The 14,738-nt window shown below is 43.8% G+C and carries 16 protein-coding genes; 10 read left to right on the top strand and 6 right to left on the bottom strand.

Annotated features, from left to right (window positions below; all coding sequences use genetic code 11):
• The first annotated feature begins 3 nt into the window (after positions 1–3).
• Complete coding sequence (gene hda / locus L5L91_RS00780; RefSeq protein ID WP_168823935.1) at positions 4–714, top strand: DnaA inactivator Hda; 711 nt, start codon at positions 4–6, stop codon at positions 712–714.
• Between the two features lie 118 nt (positions 715–832).
• On the opposite strand, the gene L5L91_RS00775 is transcribed toward hda, so the two are convergent.
• The 4 genes from L5L91_RS00775 to L5L91_RS00760 all read right to left on the bottom strand — a co-directional run bounded on the left by L5L91_RS00775 (position 833) and on the right by L5L91_RS00760 (position 5,466).
• On the bottom strand, positions 833–2,788 hold the full coding sequence (locus L5L91_RS00775) for a hypothetical protein (protein ID WP_263138244.1): 1,956 nt from the start codon (positions 2,786–2,788) through the stop codon (positions 833–835).
• 302 nt (positions 2,789–3,090) lie between these two features.
• Positions 3,091–3,465 carry a DUF2069 domain-containing protein gene (locus tag L5L91_RS00770; RefSeq protein WP_028760312.1) on the bottom strand — a complete coding sequence of 125 codons (375 nt, stop codon included), beginning with the start codon at positions 3,463–3,465 and terminating at the stop codon, positions 3,091–3,093.
• A 52-nt stretch (positions 3,466–3,517) separates the two neighbouring features.
• Entirely contained in the window at positions 3,518–3,868 is a 351-nt protein-coding gene (gene arsC / locus L5L91_RS00765; RefSeq protein ID WP_263235428.1) for an arsenate reductase (glutaredoxin), read from the bottom strand.
• A 128-nt stretch (positions 3,869–3,996) separates the two neighbouring features.
• Positions 3,997–5,466 carry a M48 family metalloprotease gene (locus L5L91_RS00760; protein WP_263199100.1) on the bottom strand — a complete coding sequence of 490 codons (1,470 nt, stop codon included), beginning with the start codon at positions 5,464–5,466 and terminating at the stop codon, positions 3,997–3,999.
• A 111-nt stretch (positions 5,467–5,577) separates the two neighbouring features.
• Here L5L91_RS00760 and L5L91_RS00755 point away from each other — a divergent pair, with 111 nt between their 5' ends.
• The 3 genes from L5L91_RS00755 to cctA all read left to right on the top strand — a co-directional run bounded on the left by L5L91_RS00755 (position 5,578) and on the right by cctA (position 7,979).
• A complete protein-coding gene (locus L5L91_RS00755) occupies positions 5,578–5,811 on the top strand; it encodes a sulfurtransferase TusA family protein (RefSeq protein WP_263175986.1) in 234 nt (77 codons plus the stop codon).
• A gap of 224 nt (positions 5,812–6,035) precedes the next feature.
• Entirely contained in the window at positions 6,036–7,118 is a 1,083-nt protein-coding gene (locus L5L91_RS00750; RefSeq protein ID WP_263235426.1) for an AI-2E family transporter, read from the top strand.
• A gap of 510 nt (positions 7,119–7,628) precedes the next feature.
• Positions 7,629–7,979, top strand: coding sequence for a tetraheme c-type cytochrome CctA (cctA, locus tag L5L91_RS00745; protein WP_105252823.1), 351 nt, complete (start codon positions 7,629–7,631; stop codon positions 7,977–7,979).
• A 98-nt stretch (positions 7,980–8,077) separates the two neighbouring features.
• On the opposite strand, the gene L5L91_RS00740 is transcribed toward cctA, so the two are convergent.
• The gene (locus L5L91_RS00740) at positions 8,078–8,824 is read right to left on the bottom strand and encodes a cytochrome b/b6 domain-containing protein (RefSeq protein WP_263235424.1); all 747 of its coding nucleotides are present in this window, start codon (positions 8,822–8,824) and stop codon (positions 8,078–8,080) included.
• A 297-nt stretch (positions 8,825–9,121) separates the two neighbouring features.
• On the opposite strand from L5L91_RS00740, the gene L5L91_RS00735 reads away from it, so the two are divergent.
• On the top strand, positions 9,122–9,757 hold the full coding sequence (locus tag L5L91_RS00735; protein WP_028760305.1) for a LuxR C-terminal-related transcriptional regulator: 636 nt from the start codon (positions 9,122–9,124) through the stop codon (positions 9,755–9,757).
• 117 nt (positions 9,758–9,874) lie between these two features.
• Here L5L91_RS00735 and L5L91_RS00730 read toward each other — a convergent pair whose 3' ends face one another.
• Complete coding sequence (locus L5L91_RS00730) at positions 9,875–11,641, bottom strand: M61 family metallopeptidase (protein ID WP_263235422.1); 1,767 nt, start codon at positions 11,639–11,641, stop codon at positions 9,875–9,877.
• A 144-nt stretch (positions 11,642–11,785) separates the two neighbouring features.
• Between L5L91_RS00730 and hinT the strand changes: the two genes are divergently transcribed.
• From hinT to deoD, 5 genes are all read left to right on the top strand, one after another.
• Entirely contained in the window at positions 11,786–12,142 is a 357-nt protein-coding gene (hinT, locus tag L5L91_RS00725; protein WP_263163110.1) for a purine nucleoside phosphoramidase, read from the top strand.
• The gene (locus L5L91_RS00720; protein ID WP_263163108.1) at positions 12,139–12,666 is read left to right on the top strand and encodes a PaaI family thioesterase; all 528 of its coding nucleotides are present in this window, start codon (positions 12,139–12,141) and stop codon (positions 12,664–12,666) included. Before hinT ends, L5L91_RS00720 begins: the two co-directional genes overlap by 4 nt.
• Positions 12,653–13,150, top strand: coding sequence for a PaaI family thioesterase (locus tag L5L91_RS00715; protein WP_168823948.1), 498 nt, complete (start codon positions 12,653–12,655; stop codon positions 13,148–13,150). Before L5L91_RS00720 ends, L5L91_RS00715 begins: the two co-directional genes overlap by 14 nt.
• A gap of 169 nt (positions 13,151–13,319) precedes the next feature.
• Positions 13,320–13,715, top strand: coding sequence for a YcfL family protein (locus L5L91_RS00710; protein ID WP_263138248.1), 396 nt, complete (start codon positions 13,320–13,322; stop codon positions 13,713–13,715).
• Between the two features lie 300 nt (positions 13,716–14,015).
• Positions 14,016–14,720, top strand: coding sequence for a purine-nucleoside phosphorylase (deoD, locus tag L5L91_RS00705; RefSeq protein WP_012196924.1), 705 nt, complete (start codon positions 14,016–14,018; stop codon positions 14,718–14,720).
• Positions 14,721–14,738 lie beyond the last annotated feature (18 nt).

Below are 14,738 nucleotides of genomic sequence, written 5' to 3'. Positions count from 1 at the left end.
CGAGTGCCCTTAAACTCACCTCTGCAACTCTCGTTACCTGTGCATTTGCCAGACGACGAAACCTTTAATAGTTATTACCCCGCCGCGGGTAATGATGAACTTATTCAAAAATTGAGAGCGAATGCCGAAGGGCATGGTGAAGCCGCCATCTATTTGTGGGGCCCAGTTAAATCGGGTCGAACCCATTTAATGCACGCTGCTTGCGCGCACGCTAATGAAGTGGAGCGTCGCAGCTTTTATATTCCCTTAGGCATACATGCGAGTATTTCGACCGCATTGCTTGAAGGCCTAGAACAGTTGGATTTGGTTTGTATCGATGATGTCGATGCCATCGCCGGCCACCCCGTTTGGGAAGAGGCGATTTTTGATCTCTACAATCGCGTCGCAGAAAATAAGAATTGCGCCTTAGTGGTCAGCGGCAGCTCGTCTCCTGCGGATGCTGGGTTCCTCTTGCCAGATCTTGTTTCACGTATGCAATGGGGGTTGAATTACCAACTGCAACCCATGGCAGATGATGAAAAACTTGCCGCACTGCAACGCCGCGCCGCTATGCGTGGCCTGCAATTACCGGAAGATGTCGGGCGTTTTTTACTGAACCGTATGGCGCGGGATTTGCGTACCTTGTTTGATGTATTGGATAAGTTAGATAAAGCCTCATTAGTGCATCAGCGTAAGCTCACGATTCCGTTTGCTAAAGAGATGCTACACCTTTAGATACAGCATGGCTTGTGTTCGTTCTGAAGATACAAAACCTACTGGCATTAAAGCCAAAAATAGTAAAGCCCGTCATGTTGAATACATACGGGCTTTTGTTTATCTAAAATTTAAAACGCTATTGTTGTGGATGTTGGTGACGGTCACCACTTAAGCGAAGTTCGGCTTCAAAACGAGACTCGGCATTAATTGCAGTTGCATTGCTTTGGCCTTTGAGCTGCGTATTCGCAGGCGATATTGCTAATGTTTGACGCCAGCTTTGACCTTGCACCATATTAATTGGCTCGGGTAGGCTTTCGACCAGACTGATCCCATTAAGCTCTGGCAGCATTTCATCAATCACCAACGCAGCGCGATTTTCTAGACTGTCTTGCGCAATTCGTCCCCTTTGTCCCCAGTCAATAATCAGCGAATCCGCAGTTAAAATCGCAGGTTTATTGGTGACGGCGACATCACGCAATATTTGATAGCGATAACTCATCATGGCTTCCTCAAATAACATGGCCGTGTCTTCACGGGTACTGGAATAGGCATAGAAGTCGCTGGCGATATCGGTAGAAAAGAAAGTACTGACATCCGATGCTTGATAGGCCTTTTGCACATTACTCGCCGCTGCGCCGAGGAAACTAACATTGGCAAGTCCCATCATTTCAGTGCTCGTTAATGGGTAGGTTTTGCTGACTTGATCTGAAATTAGACTCTTGTTGGCATTGCGGCGGCTGTAGTCATCTAACAGTCTTGGCCCTGTGAGTGTGGCATGCACGCTGCGTGGAAAAAAGTCATTGGCATGGGCGAGTTCGTGATACAACAAGGAGGCCAGATCGGGGTTGATTTGCGCTAATGTGCGGTTTGCTCTGACGGTGATAGGCACGCCAAGGGAGGCATATTGGTTATCTTTTACATAACGCCAAGGCATCACAAAGTTAAGATCATTTCCAAAATTACTGCGGTAATCCGGCGCTTCATTAATAGTGTCGCGTTGGCTTGGCGTAAGCCATAAATCATTGGGATCGAGATAAATCGCCCCTGTGACTACCCAATAAAAAGAAGGGCGTACATCATAGCTAATCACCACGGCCGTGACGGATTGTAATAGGCGAGCAAAATCGCTGTTGGGGTCCATCTGGGCTAAGAAAGCGGCAAAGTTATCGCCCATCCAGTCGTGTGAAACCAGTACACGATTTAGAATGGTCTCACGATTTAGATCGCTTGAGGTTTGACCTATCAAAGGTAAGGTATTGATAGTGCAGCTATCATTAAGCTGATTGGAGTAAACACAGTTTGCTAGCACATTGGCGTAAGGTGAAGTCGGACGATAGGCATGGGTGCGCGCAACTGGGGTATCGAAGTATGGCGAACTGATCGCTGGCGCTGAGGTTGTTAGCACAAAGACATCATCGCTAAGCTGATTGCCATTGACGTTGGCATTCACTTTGAGGCGAGTGATTGTATCCTGAGTGACCGTTGGCGCGGTAAACAAGGGTCTAAACGGATCGCTCACATCGACCATTAAATCTGGGCCAGATGCTACACACCAAGAGATATTTGCTGCGCTTAATTCCGATTGTTGCCCGAGTCTTAAACTCACATTATTGCCTTCAACCACTTGGTGATCTTGACGGACGTTTAGCATACCCGTCGATGCGGGATCGACATTAATACCAATTTCTCCGGAGACATCTAGATTACTGCCCGTCACATGCAAGCTAAAACGGTAGCCGCCTGTGGTGGGAGTATCAAGGGCTAATACCGGGCTGTTTTGACTGACGAGTGCTATGTTAGGGCCATCGATTTGCTGCCAACGGAAGGTTAAGTCTTGGCTGTCACGATTTAGGATATTGGCAATGATAGTACTAGATTGACCCGCCACATAATTTTGCTCGGTTTGAAAGCGAATTGAGGATGACGTGGTGGTAATGAGTGGCGAAATGCTATCTGTGCAGCGTGCTAGTGAGGTGGAGGGGGGCGTGACTACACTATCATCTGGTTTACTATCACCACCGCCCCCGCATGCCGCAAGTAGGCCAGAGCAAGCCATAAATCCGAAAAATTTCAGTGGTATCGACATTCCCATTACACCATTCTCCCTTGCTAACTCTGCTGTGCTATTTAGACTTTTGTGGCGTCATGGGACGCTTATACTGTGAGAAACTGACTATAGCACGGGTACTTAGTTGCAAAAAGTCAGTGTAAGTATAATAAGTGTTAATTTTGTCGTGATGGGAATTGACGTCGGAACAGAGGTTGAAACTAAGGTTGAAATGGATATTCAGACTGAGATCATAAGGGATATTTGAGCCAAGGTTTGGCCTTCTAATATAAAAAATGCCGCCATACCCAGCAAGGTTAAACGGCACTGAAAATACATTGAACTGACTATTCTTTAGATTTTTTCTTCAGGCCTAATCCCAGTTCACGACCACGTATGCGGGCATAAAATGGGAAAGCGATTAGCAGTACGCCAATCAATAATACTTCGATTAAGGCAAAAGCGAAGGCGTCATTGGTGACATAAAGCAGGGTGAGCCCATGTAACATATATAAGCACAGAATAAAACTTGCCCAAGCGTAAGTGTATGGATTACCTTGGAAAACACCCTTTGCGGGTAGTAATAACGGCACTATCCATAAGAGACTAAATAGCAGGGTGTATTCACCGCTAATCCCTTGGCCAACAAACCAACCGCCTAATAGCAGCACTAGCGCAAAGTAGCCTAAACGGCTAAGGATAAATAAGGTGTTGGACGTCATAAGTCTACCTAAGGGTTGAAAATAAAAGCCATTTTGGTTTAAAAATCATGGATTAAAGAATAGTGAGCACATTCTCAGGAGGACGGCCGATGGCTGCGCTTTGATTGGCGAGCACAATTGGCCGTTCGATGAGTTTAGGAGTGTTGACCATAGCCTCAATCAACTGCAATTCTGTTAGTGATGAGTCTGCAAGTCCCAAGGCTTGATATTCTGCTTCCTTGGTGCGCATTAATTCGCGAGCACTTATGCCTAGTTTAGCCAGAATGTCGCCGATGTTTTTAGCCGTAGGGGGATTTTTTAAGTATTCCACTAGGGTAATGTCGCAGCCTTGTTGCTCGAGTAAAGCTAAGGTTTCACGGCTTTTTGAACAACGTGGGTTATGGTAAATCGTCGCTTGGGTCATAGTACTAGAGGCTCAATACGGGCTGAAATAACAATGGCGCGGATAATAACAGAAAAAACCGCGCCCCGTCAGTGTGTTCGGGGCGCATAAATGGGTTATTGTCTTTAATCTATTTGTAAAACAACTTATTACTTAAGCGCATCCATTTCTTTATCAGCCATTTTAAACTGGCGAATACGTGCTTCAATACGTGCAAGCTGTAATGGATTATTTTCGGATGCACGGTAGGCAAAGTTAAGTTGATCGATTGCGCCCTTATAGTTAGCACCTAAGGCCATCAGCTCTGCGGTGGAAAAATATTCCAATGCTTGGTTGCCGGTTTTTTTATACACCATAGTCAACAATTGATAGGGCAGTTCATTTTGTTTATCGAGGAAAATCATATCCTCCAGCAAAGGAATTGCTTTGGGGGCTTGATCGGCTTCGATATATATATTGGCTAAGTTGGCATTGATCACTTGAGACGTTGGTTTCATTTTACGCTGGGCTTCGAGCATAGTAATCGCTTTTGCATAGTCCTTACGTTCGATCAGTAAATCAGATTTAGTGTCTATATAAAACAGGTTGTTATTATCGATTTTTAACAGTTCATCGACGATTTTTTCTGATTCATTAAACTTCTTCAATCTATATAAAGCCAGCGCTTTGCCATAAAGTGCTGCCTCTTTGAAGGTATAGGTCTGTTTGTTGAGCTGCCGATCAAACATGCTTAATACTGCTTCGTCGCTATAGCTGGAAAAACGGACTTGAATACGAGCTTTTGCTAGCTGAAAATTAAGATTATCAGGGATATAACGTTTAGGGTATTGCTCGGCACGGTTACGGGCTTCAGTGATCCGCGATTCAGGTAATGGGTGAGTTAATAACATTTGTGGTGGTGTTGTGGTAAAGCGATAACGACTGGCTAATTTACCAAAGAAATCCGCTGCAGCATTAGGATTAAAGCCTGCATCCACTAGAATTTGCATTCCGATGCGATCGGCTTCCTTTTCATGCAAACGGGTGTAGTTGATTTTCGATTGTGTCGCCATAGCTTGGGTTGTCGCAAGTGCCGCCATACCTGCTTGTGGTACTGCAATAGTTAACAAAATGGCGCCGAGTAAACCGGCAATTGTTGCAGGATTACTTTTTTGCTGTGCTTCAAGCGAACGCGCAAGGTGACGTTGAGTAACGTGAGTCACTTCGTGGCCTAATACTGAAGCCAGTTCGCTTTCATTGTCGGCATTGAGAAATAAGCCTGTGTGCACGGCAACATGGCCGCCAAAGAAGGCGAAGGCGTTGATTTCATCATTTTGTAATAGGAAAAAATAAAACGGCGTTTTTACGCCTGTGGCATGGGCGACCAGTTTATTGCCAAGCTCGGTAAGATATTGACTCAACACGGGGTCATTTAGCATAGGTGCCGATGAGCGAATGATGCGCATATAAGCATCACCGTAAACCATTTCTTTTTCAAGGCTGAAGGTGTTAACTGCGGCCGTACCTAAATCCGGTAAGTCATTGTTGGCAAAGCTTTTGGCGGCGAATGTTAGCAGCATCAAGGAGAGTGCGCCTGCAACAAAAGGTTTTAATCGAGTCAAAAAAGTCAAGTTACGCAAGCGGATCCTTTTATTTCTAATTATCTCAACTAAAGGCAGATACTGCACTTAGCTTGTAGTTTGAGGTGCAACTTAGGATAATGGCCCAAGTTCGTCTATAGCAAGTTCATTATGATTTTTATTGATTTAACGCTCTTTCGTTGTCCAGTACCCTTAGTGAAAGTGAAGCTTGCATTGAAGCCAATGCGAGATGGTGAGCAGTTGCATATCTTACTCTCAGACTCTGGTTCGCGGCGAGATGTTCCCCAATATTTAAAAAAACAAGGGCATGTCGTGCAAGAGTTGCGTAATGATGCAAGTCTGTTAGCCTTGATGGTCACCAAAGTTGATCTATCTCAGGGATAAATTGAGGATTTTTATGTTTAAATCCTCTTAGACTAGCATCAAGCGCCTCATTCTGAGCCAGAGTGCCGCTCAGGCTAGGTTGTTTACTCTTGTCAGTATTTTTTTGATTTAGCTGATGTGTAGAAGCGAAAGTCTAACTGAGTAAAGTCTCGAATAACATCATGATAAATAAACTTTCCTGAGCGTTTGGGAAGCCTCGCCAACCATCACTATTGGAATGATCCATGTTTACTGTTTTTTCTCGTTGGTATCAAGAGCGCTTTAGTGATCCACAAGCTGTGACCTTAATGGCTATTCTTGTCGGGCTCGCGCTAGTGATTTATTTTGCGGCAGGTTTACTTGCTCCGCTGTTGGTCGCTCTTGTGTTGGCATTTCTATTGGAATGGCCTGTGGCGCAAATGCTTAAATTGGGGATTAATCGCACCGCTGGTGCGTCCTTGGTTATTGTGTTGTTTTTGGGAATAGTGGTTTTACTGACATTTGGCTTAATTCCGAGTGTGTGGCGTCAAGGTGTTAGCTTAATTGCCGACTTGCCTAGCATGATAGATAAAGGCCTGCTGACAATACAAACGCTGATCAATCAATATCCACGATTTATCAATCCAGAGCAGTTAGATCTGATGGTTGGTGAGCTTAAAAAATTGCTCGATACTCAACATGTGTTGGATATTGCTAAGCAATTAATCGGTTATTCAGCTTCTTTACTCGTCTTGATGGTGTACGCGATTTTAGTGCCCTTACTGGTGTTTTTCTTTTTAAAAGATAAAGATCAACTGATTCGCGGCAGTAAGCGATTTTTTCCCGCAAATCGCCAGCTAGCGCGTAAAGTGTGGTTTGAAATGCACCAACAGATTTTTAACTACATTCGTGGCAAAGTGATCGAAATCGTGGTCGTTGGTGTCGCAACTTATATTTTGTTTGCCTTGATGGGACTGCGATATTCGGCTTTGCTCGGTGTGTTAACTGGGTTATCGGTATTGATCCCTTATGTCGGTGCAACCTTAGTTACATTACCTATCACCCTAGTGGCATTTTTTCAGTGGGGTTTTAGTTCTGAATTTGGCTATTTAATGTTGGGTTACGGTATTATTCAGGCGCTCGACGGTAATTTACTCGTGCCTATTTTATTCTCCGATGCGGTGGATTTGCATCCGGTGATCATCATAGCGGCCGTTTTAGTCTTTGGCGGTTTATGGGGTGTATGGGGAGTATTCTTTGCCATTCCATTAGCATCGTTAGTCAAAGCCGTGATTAACGCTTGGCCTAAAACAGAGCTTGAGGCTGACAATAAACTTGATGCGAGTTGATGCCTACCTGTCTAATAGCTATTTGTATCATTGGTTATAGTGGGCGAGTTAACCGTTATCGCTAATTCCTTCTGGCATTTGAATTAAGTGCCAGAGGCGTTTTGGTTGAATGTTGTGCCTTCACTATTTAAAGCATCCTCGTCTAGTACTCTGTACCCATTCACTTATTGTCATTCCTTTTTATTATCACTTTGTCTTAAGTATCATCATGAATCGAGCTTTTAGTTTTAGATTAAGGGGGATTTATTCTGTCGCTTGCCAGTTTAGGGATTTACATTATGTAGCCTCTAGGTTAGGTAGATGTAAAACTCTTATATAAGCATGTGGTTACATGATGCAGCGCACATTTTACCCTTGAGTATGTTGATAAAGTTGTGTCGCTTAGTTTGGGTTTGCTTATTCGTTCATCCTTAGCTAAGTTATATCGAGTCGTGCTATTTATTTTGGTTGAGAGATGGAAGTCACCCTGACAAGAATTTCCACTGACAATCGCCATTGGAGGATACTATTGTGAGCAAAAAACTATTAAGTGCGCTTTTCGGGGCAAGTCTTGCAGCGTTAGCGCTGTCGCCAACCGCATTTGCTGCAGATCAAAAATTGTCTGATTTCCATGCTGAGTCAGGTGGATGCGAAAGCTGTCATAAAGATGGTACACCTTCTGCGGATGGTGCCTTTGAATTTGCACAGTGCCAAAGTTGTCATGGTACCTATGCTGAAATGGACGCTGTGCATAAGCCACATGACGGTAATTTAGTCTGTGCAGATTGTCATGCGGTACATGATATGAATGTCGGCCAAAAACCTACCTGTGAAAGTTGCCATGATGATGGTCGTACCCCAGCAACTGTTCTGAAAAAATAATCTCAAAAATACGTTTAGAAAAGTTGGTATATACCTTCATGTCTAAATAAATAACGCCAGCGAATAGCTGGCGTTATTTTTATGACTAAAGTCACTCATTACTCATCTTTGGGTTGGCCTAGGATGATTTTTTTACCCGAAAACATGGCTGAAATAATCCCTGGTTGACGTTTTACTTCAGTATAAATCACTGCGAATACATGTAATAACATCAGCAGTAACAATAGATAAACCGCATAGACGTGCACTTGACCTGCCAATCCTTTCATTGGTTTAAGTGCATCCGCTTTTTTTGCGTTCACACCCGTTGCATCATAGGGTTTTAAGCTTGTTGGTTCGACATCGGTATCGGCAAGATAGCTTTGTACAGCACTACCTAGCGGTGGATAATAAATATCTGTACCTGCACGTAAAAGTCCAGTGATCATTATGGTCACTAATAGCAACATGATGGTCAGCACGGCAAATTTACCTTTAGGGTTATGACCTAAATACTGCGGATTTTTCCCCGCGGCTAATTCAGTTTTATAAGCTATTAATTCGCTTTTGCTATTAGCATTGGGAAACATGTGGCTGAAACGCGCATATTTGTTACCGATAAAACCCCACACAAGGCGGACGATGAGGTTTATTGCAAACGCATATCCTATGCACACGTGTAAAGTTTTCAAGCCAATTTTACCTGTTAACTCAGATATGCCTAGCTCAGTGCGATACATCATGATGCCACCGACTAAGATGAGTGCGAGTACAAGAATGACATTAATCCAATGAAATAATCGCGTCGGTTTGTCCCACACAGGATAGGATTTTATTTCAAAAGCGGTGGGCTTACTGCTGGACATGGAATTTCCTTATTTTTTGTGTTGGTATGATCTTACGCTTTTATCCTAAAATTTCAGTAACTTTTTTCAGTTTCAATTAAGACTTCTGATTGATAGTGTAGTCAACGAAAGTGTTAGAAGTTTTTGATTTGCGTACGGTAAATATTTTTTACGTAAGTCTTTTTAATCTGTTTTATCTAATGCTAATATCGTGATCACGGTAGACTTGGAAGTCTATTGAACGGATGTTGAAGTCGTATTTGGAGGATCTTAGATCCTTAAAGTGAATAATCGTTAACCAGACAGGGAGTGAGCAGGATGTTCAAAATATTACATTGGATTGTAGTGTCACGATCGCAAGTATTGATGGAATTGCTCGCAGGACGTTGGCCGCAGGAGTTTCTCGTTAAGTTGACCCAAGTCAGCCCAGATGAGATGTGTGAGAAAATCAAAGATAATAATGCCTCCATGGTCGTGATCGATTTAGCGACTGTTGATCTTCAAAAAGCCCACCAATTTCAGCGTTTACTTGCCCGTGAGCAACCGAGTGTACGAGTTGTCTATTTGCAGTTCCCTAAACAAGTGGATGCACGTTTCTTAATGCAAGCTGCCACAACTGCAGGGGTGTTTTATCTCGATGCAGGTTTAACTGAAATAAGCCTGGGACTCTCGAATATTTTACGAGGTCATAGGGTCATCCCAATACAGCTCATTAATGGGGTAAATGATGATTTTGGGTTGTTCGAAGACACTGAACCGTTAACTATCCGTGAGCGTGAAGTATTACAAGCATTGTTGACGGGAAGTACTAATTTAGATATCGCCAATCAGTTGTTTGTCAGTGAAAGCACGATAAAAACCCATTTGTACCGAGTATTCCGTAAAATTGGAGTGTCTAGCCGTGGTCAAGCGATTGCGTGGGCACAAACCTATTTGCACGATGTGGTGGTTTAAGTCGATATCAGTATTGATATACAAACGGATATACGTTTAAGTTAAGTCTTATCTCAGATAAAAGGGGCTAAAGCCCCTTTTATTATTTCTCAAAAGTGTTCTTAAGCCGAAAGTCTATTAACGTCCAAGCCAAGCCGCTATTTTGCTTTTGTCACGAATGGATAGGGCGACAGTATCCTTAGGCGCGGCAGCAATAGTTAACTCACCCGTCATCAATTCATCCCGTCTAAACCAATGTAGATTCAAGGATTCACCCAGCGGATATTGCTGTTGCTGCGCCTCAAATTGTCCTGTGACTTGTAGGTTATCCGCGGCAATTAACACATCACCTGCACTTAACCCTGCAAGGTGTGCAGGGCTGCCTTGGATGACAGTCACGATTTTTAATCCTATAGGTGCTGCTTGGGTTTTCGCGCCGAATGCAATCTCATAACCTTTCGTTTGCCCGCCGCCCACATCCTGCGCACCTTGACTGGCTCGAAGACTCAAGTCGACCCCAAATTCGGCGAGTAAAGCCGCTAACGGAATATCGTCAGTGCTATCTAAGTAGGCAAACAGATCTTGGCAATCACGACCAAGTAGTCGTTCAACGATGGCTTGATGGCAAGTATCTGTGGTGCCTTTATCTTGCAGAGCATATTCCTGCCATAAAATCTGCATAACATGGTCGAGATTGTATTTGCCCAGGGTTTCGCTGCGCAGGGTTAAATCTAAATACAGCGCAAACAGAGCCCCTTTAGTGTAATAACTGATGATGGCATTTTGTGCGTTTTCATCCTGCTTGTAGAACTTAGTCCAAGCATTAAAGCTTGAGTCCTTAACACTTTGTTTAAAGCGTCCCTGGCTGCGATAGACACGGGTGAAGGTTTCACTCAGCATATCTAAATAGCTTTGTTCATCTACCAGACCTGCACGATAGGTAAGAAAGTCATCGTAATAGGAGGTGATGCCTTCATAGGCCCATAATTGTGGCGTATAGGTTTCTGCATCAAGTTTATAGGGTAAAAAGCATTCAGGCTTAATGCGCTTAACGTTCCAGCTGTGGAAATACTCGTGGCTGCACAGGGATAAATAAGTGCGATAGTCATTATTGATTGGCATATCTAGCGACAGCGGTAAGTCTTTGCGTGAACACATTAATGCAGTAGAAGCTCTGTGCTCTAAACCGCCAAAGCCATTGTCTAATATTGTGGTCATAAACAAATAACGCTTAAACGGTGCAGGTGTACCAAAGAAGTTAATCTGATACTCACAAATGGCCTTTAAATCTTGGCAGAGCCTTGGCATACAAGCACGGTGGCGACCATTGAGTACGATATCATGCCGCACGCCACAGGCATCAAAACTCCCTAAGGTGAATAAGCCCATTTCCACCGGATGATCGATGAGCTCGTCATAGCTTTTAGCTGAAAATTGGCCGAAGGCAAAATCGTCACCACTGGTGCGAGTCATGCTGGTAGCAAGGTGCCAGTCACTTAATGTTGGCTCTGTTGGTGGCTCTATAGAGACGGTATGTAAAGTGTCTTCAAAACCATGGGCAGATAAAAACACGCTACTGCCGTTAAAGAAGCCGTGGGTCATGTCCAAATGCGCGGTGCGCACCGACAGATCCCAAGCATACACTTGATAAGTCAGAATAATTTCGCTGCTATTATTGTCAACCGACCAAGTTTGCTTATCTAGTTGGGTGAGCTTAAGTGTTTGGCCTTGTGCATCTTGTGCCTTGAGTTCAATGATATTTTTGGCAAAGTCGCGCACCATGTAACTGCCTGGCAGCCAAGCGGGTAGGCTAAAGACCTGCACTGGCTTGGGTTGTGATAATGTCATAGTGACAGCGAATAAATGGGCTTTCGGATCGACGGGGATTATCTGGTAATGGATCATATTTATCCTGCAAAACCTGAGTGTTTTAATGGTGGCCATGCTGCCAAAAATGCCTGCAACTGGCAAATGAAAAGCAAAATATCTGCAGACACAAAGTATTGAATTGCTAGTATACTATGCCAACTAACCCAAGGAGGACGCCCCATGGCCGAAGAAACTATTTTCAGCAAAATTATTCGTCGCGAAATTCCCGCGGATATTCTGTATCAAGATGAACTTGTGACTGCCTTTAGAGACATTTCCCCTAAGGCGCCAACGCATATTTTGATTGTGCCGAATAATTTGATCCCAACGGCGAACGACATGAAAGCCTCTGATGAGCCGGTACTTGGCCGTATGATGACGGTTGCGGCTAAATTGGCGGCGGAAGCGGGTATCGCTAAAGATGGCTACCGACTGATCATGAACTGCAATCAACACGGTGGACAAGAAGTCTATCACATTCATTTCCACCTTGTGGGCGGGGAGCCTCTGGGGCCCATGTTGAGCCAAGACAAATGAAGGTCAATTCGGATTTTTTCCCGCTGACCCAAATGGCGCAGCGGTTTGTGGATCAACTAGCTCAGTGTCGCCGTCTCGGTTTAACCGTATTGGAGGCGAGTGAGCACCATGTGTTGATTGAGTTGCCCTACAGCACTGAATTAATTGGGTATCCCGATACCGGTGTTATCCATGGTGGGGTGATCACTACTTTAATGGATACCGCGTGTGGCAGTGCAGTCGTGAGCGCAATTTTCCATAAATTCAAATTATTAGAAATATCACCTACGCTCGATTTACGGGTGGACTACATGAAGCCCGCTAAGCCCCATAAGCCAGTGTTTGGATTTGCGGAATGCTACAAGTTGTCTTCTAATATTGCCTTTACCCGTGCAATTGCTTATCAAGACAGTATTGACGATCCCATCGCCCATGCCGTCGGCTCTTTTATGCGGATAAGTCCTGAAATGGTCGGTGATGCCTTTAGGCAAGCGTTAATGGGTGAAGCCGTGCCTGCGATAGGAGAGAGTGATGAGCGCAAATAATTCGATACTAGATGCAGCCAGTACAACTCAAAACGCACAGGTTAAAGCGCCTATTGATGTGCAAGGGATAGTTAAACGCGCCACTGAACTTAATGATTTTGGCCATTTACTTGAGCACGTTCCCTATGCCAAATTTATTGGCATGAAGGTGGAGCGTTTTGGTGATGAACTGATTTTTAAATTGCCCGCTAAAGACGACAATATCGGTAATCCTGTGTTGCCCGCTATTCATGGCGGCGTGATTGCGGGCTTTATGGAAATGTCAGCGATAGTGCAGTTAATGGTATTTATGCAAACGGCAAAGGTGCCTAAAGTCGTTGATTTTTCAATCGACTATTTACGTGCAGGTCTGCACAAGGATAGTTTTGCTGAGTGTCGTATTACCCGTCAGGGTCGACGAGTCGCCAACGTGAATATTGATTGTTGGCAAACCAATCGTAAGCAGCTTATTGCTACGGCACGGGCACATTTTTTGATTGATTAATCTGATTAAGTTTAGATTGATGAAGCATGACTGATTCACTATTTTAGATTGAGAATGCTTTATTTAGCCTATGTTATTAAGCATGAGTTCAGCACTGTTCGATTAGTTTGTCGTTTAATGGGAAATGATGCGCTAGCTGCGTATTTTGTGGCGTGACTAGGAGAAATATATGAAACAAGTTTATACAGGGTTATTACTGGCCGCAGCGCTTACCTTAGGTGCTTGTGCCTCACATACCGCAGGGATTTCAGTGAGTTCACTGGGTGAAACCCGCGTCGATAATTCCAGCTTTGCTCGAGATATTGCGGTACAGAGTGTGGATGCACGCCGAGTCGGTGATTTAGTGCAGGGTACAGCGTTGATTGTTAGTAAATCCTCGTCCGATATGCGTGTGCAATATAAATTCACTTGGTACGATGCCAGCGGCTTTACTATCGAAGATGAAGCGACCAGCTGGAAATCGGTGAAATTACACGGTAAACAGCAATTGCAAGTCGGCGCTGTTGCACCTAATGCCCAAGTGGTTAAATTTGATGTATACGTGCGTGAAACCTTTTCAAACTAAGCTTGAGTTTGCTTCTGTTTAGTTTATTCCGTGTTTAATTGATTTTTTGATATTAAACCCGTTCTAAAATGGCTTACTTCTTTTAAGGAGTAAGCCTTTTTATTCGTTTTACATCAACTTTCAATGACCTTAAGGTCACTCAAATGTTATTAGCTTTCGTCTTTTTGACATTGAAAGTTGCGATAAATTACCCATTTTTAAGCAAAAAGGTTTACGGCAAGGTGAAATCCGGACTTTAGTCCTAAATACATTCAGTGATTGAGCACTACTATCAGCATATTACCACATGAGGATAGAAAGATGACTGCTCATATTAATGCTCAACCTACTGATTTTGCTGAAACTGTTATTATGCCGGGTGATCCACTCCGTGCTAAATATATCGCTGAAACCTATCTTACCGATGCCGTAGAAGTCACGAATGTTCGCAATATGCTTGGTTACACGGGCTTTTACCAAGGACAGCGCATTTCCGTTATGGGTCATGGTATGGGTATTTCATCTATGGTGCTCTATGGCCATGAGCTGATTAATTATTTTGGCGTGAAACGCATTATTCGTATTGGCAGTTTAGGTGCAACACAAAAACATGTACAAATGCGAGATGTCATTTTAGCCCAAGCCGCAGGCACGGATTCACCTACTAACGCTAAGCGTAGTAGTGGCTACCAAATGGCAACTTCTGCGACCTTTTCTTTATTGCATAAAGCCTATACAACAGCGAATGAGAAAGGCATTAGTGTAAAAGTTGGCAATATCTTTAGTGGTGATCTTTATTACGATCCCGATGAAGATATGATCCCCGCACTTGAACGTTTTGGGGTATTAGGTATTGATATGGAAGTGGCGGGGCTTTATGGATTGTCACACCAACAAGGTATCGAATCATTAGCCATTTTAACGGTATCGGATCATTGTTTAACCGGTGAAGAAACTACGGCCGAAGAACGCCAACTCTCTTTTAATAATATGATCGAGCTCGCGTTAGAAACCGCCCTCAATTAGGTTTAAAGCCATCCTTTG

The sequence above is a fragment of the Shewanella sp. SM55 genome (assembly GCF_025654025.1).
Taxonomy (GTDB): domain Bacteria; phylum Pseudomonadota; class Gammaproteobacteria; order Enterobacterales; family Shewanellaceae; genus Shewanella; species Shewanella oncorhynchi.
This window is presented reverse-complemented; position numbering and strand designations above follow the sequence as displayed.

Bases quoted from the DNA above. Each gene is read 5' to 3' on its own strand.
- L5L91_RS00775 (WP_263138244.1), bottom strand. From the start codon at position 2,788: ATGGGAATGTCGATACCACTGAAATTTTTCGGATTTATGGCTTGCTCT.
- L5L91_RS00770 (WP_028760312.1), bottom strand. From the start codon at position 3,465: ATGACGTCCAACACCTTATTTATCCTTAGCCGTTTAGGCTACTTTGCG.
- arsC (WP_263235428.1), bottom strand. From the start codon at position 3,868: ATGACCCAAGCGACGATTTACCATAACCCACGTTGTTCAAAAAGCCGT.
- L5L91_RS00755 (WP_263175986.1), top strand. From the start codon at position 5,578: ATGATTTTTATTGATTTAACGCTCTTTCGTTGTCCAGTACCCTTAGTG.
- L5L91_RS00750 (WP_263235426.1), top strand. From the start codon at position 6,036: ATGTTTACTGTTTTTTCTCGTTGGTATCAAGAGCGCTTTAGTGATCCA.
- L5L91_RS00740 (WP_263235424.1), bottom strand. From the start codon at position 8,824: ATGTCCAGCAGTAAGCCCACCGCTTTTGAAATAAAATCCTATCCTGTG.
- L5L91_RS00735 (WP_028760305.1), top strand. From the start codon at position 9,122: ATGTTCAAAATATTACATTGGATTGTAGTGTCACGATCGCAAGTATTG.
- L5L91_RS00730 (WP_263235422.1), bottom strand. From the start codon at position 11,641: ATGATCCATTACCAGATAATCCCCGTCGATCCGAAAGCCCATTTATTC.
- hinT (WP_263163110.1), top strand. From the start codon at position 11,786: ATGGCCGAAGAAACTATTTTCAGCAAAATTATTCGTCGCGAAATTCCC.
- L5L91_RS00720 (WP_263163108.1), top strand. From the start codon at position 12,139: ATGAAGGTCAATTCGGATTTTTTCCCGCTGACCCAAATGGCGCAGCGG.
- L5L91_RS00715 (WP_168823948.1), top strand. From the start codon at position 12,653: ATGAGCGCAAATAATTCGATACTAGATGCAGCCAGTACAACTCAAAAC.
- L5L91_RS00710 (WP_263138248.1), top strand. From the start codon at position 13,320: ATGAAACAAGTTTATACAGGGTTATTACTGGCCGCAGCGCTTACCTTA.
- deoD (WP_012196924.1), top strand. From the start codon at position 14,016: ATGACTGCTCATATTAATGCTCAACCTACTGATTTTGCTGAAACTGTT.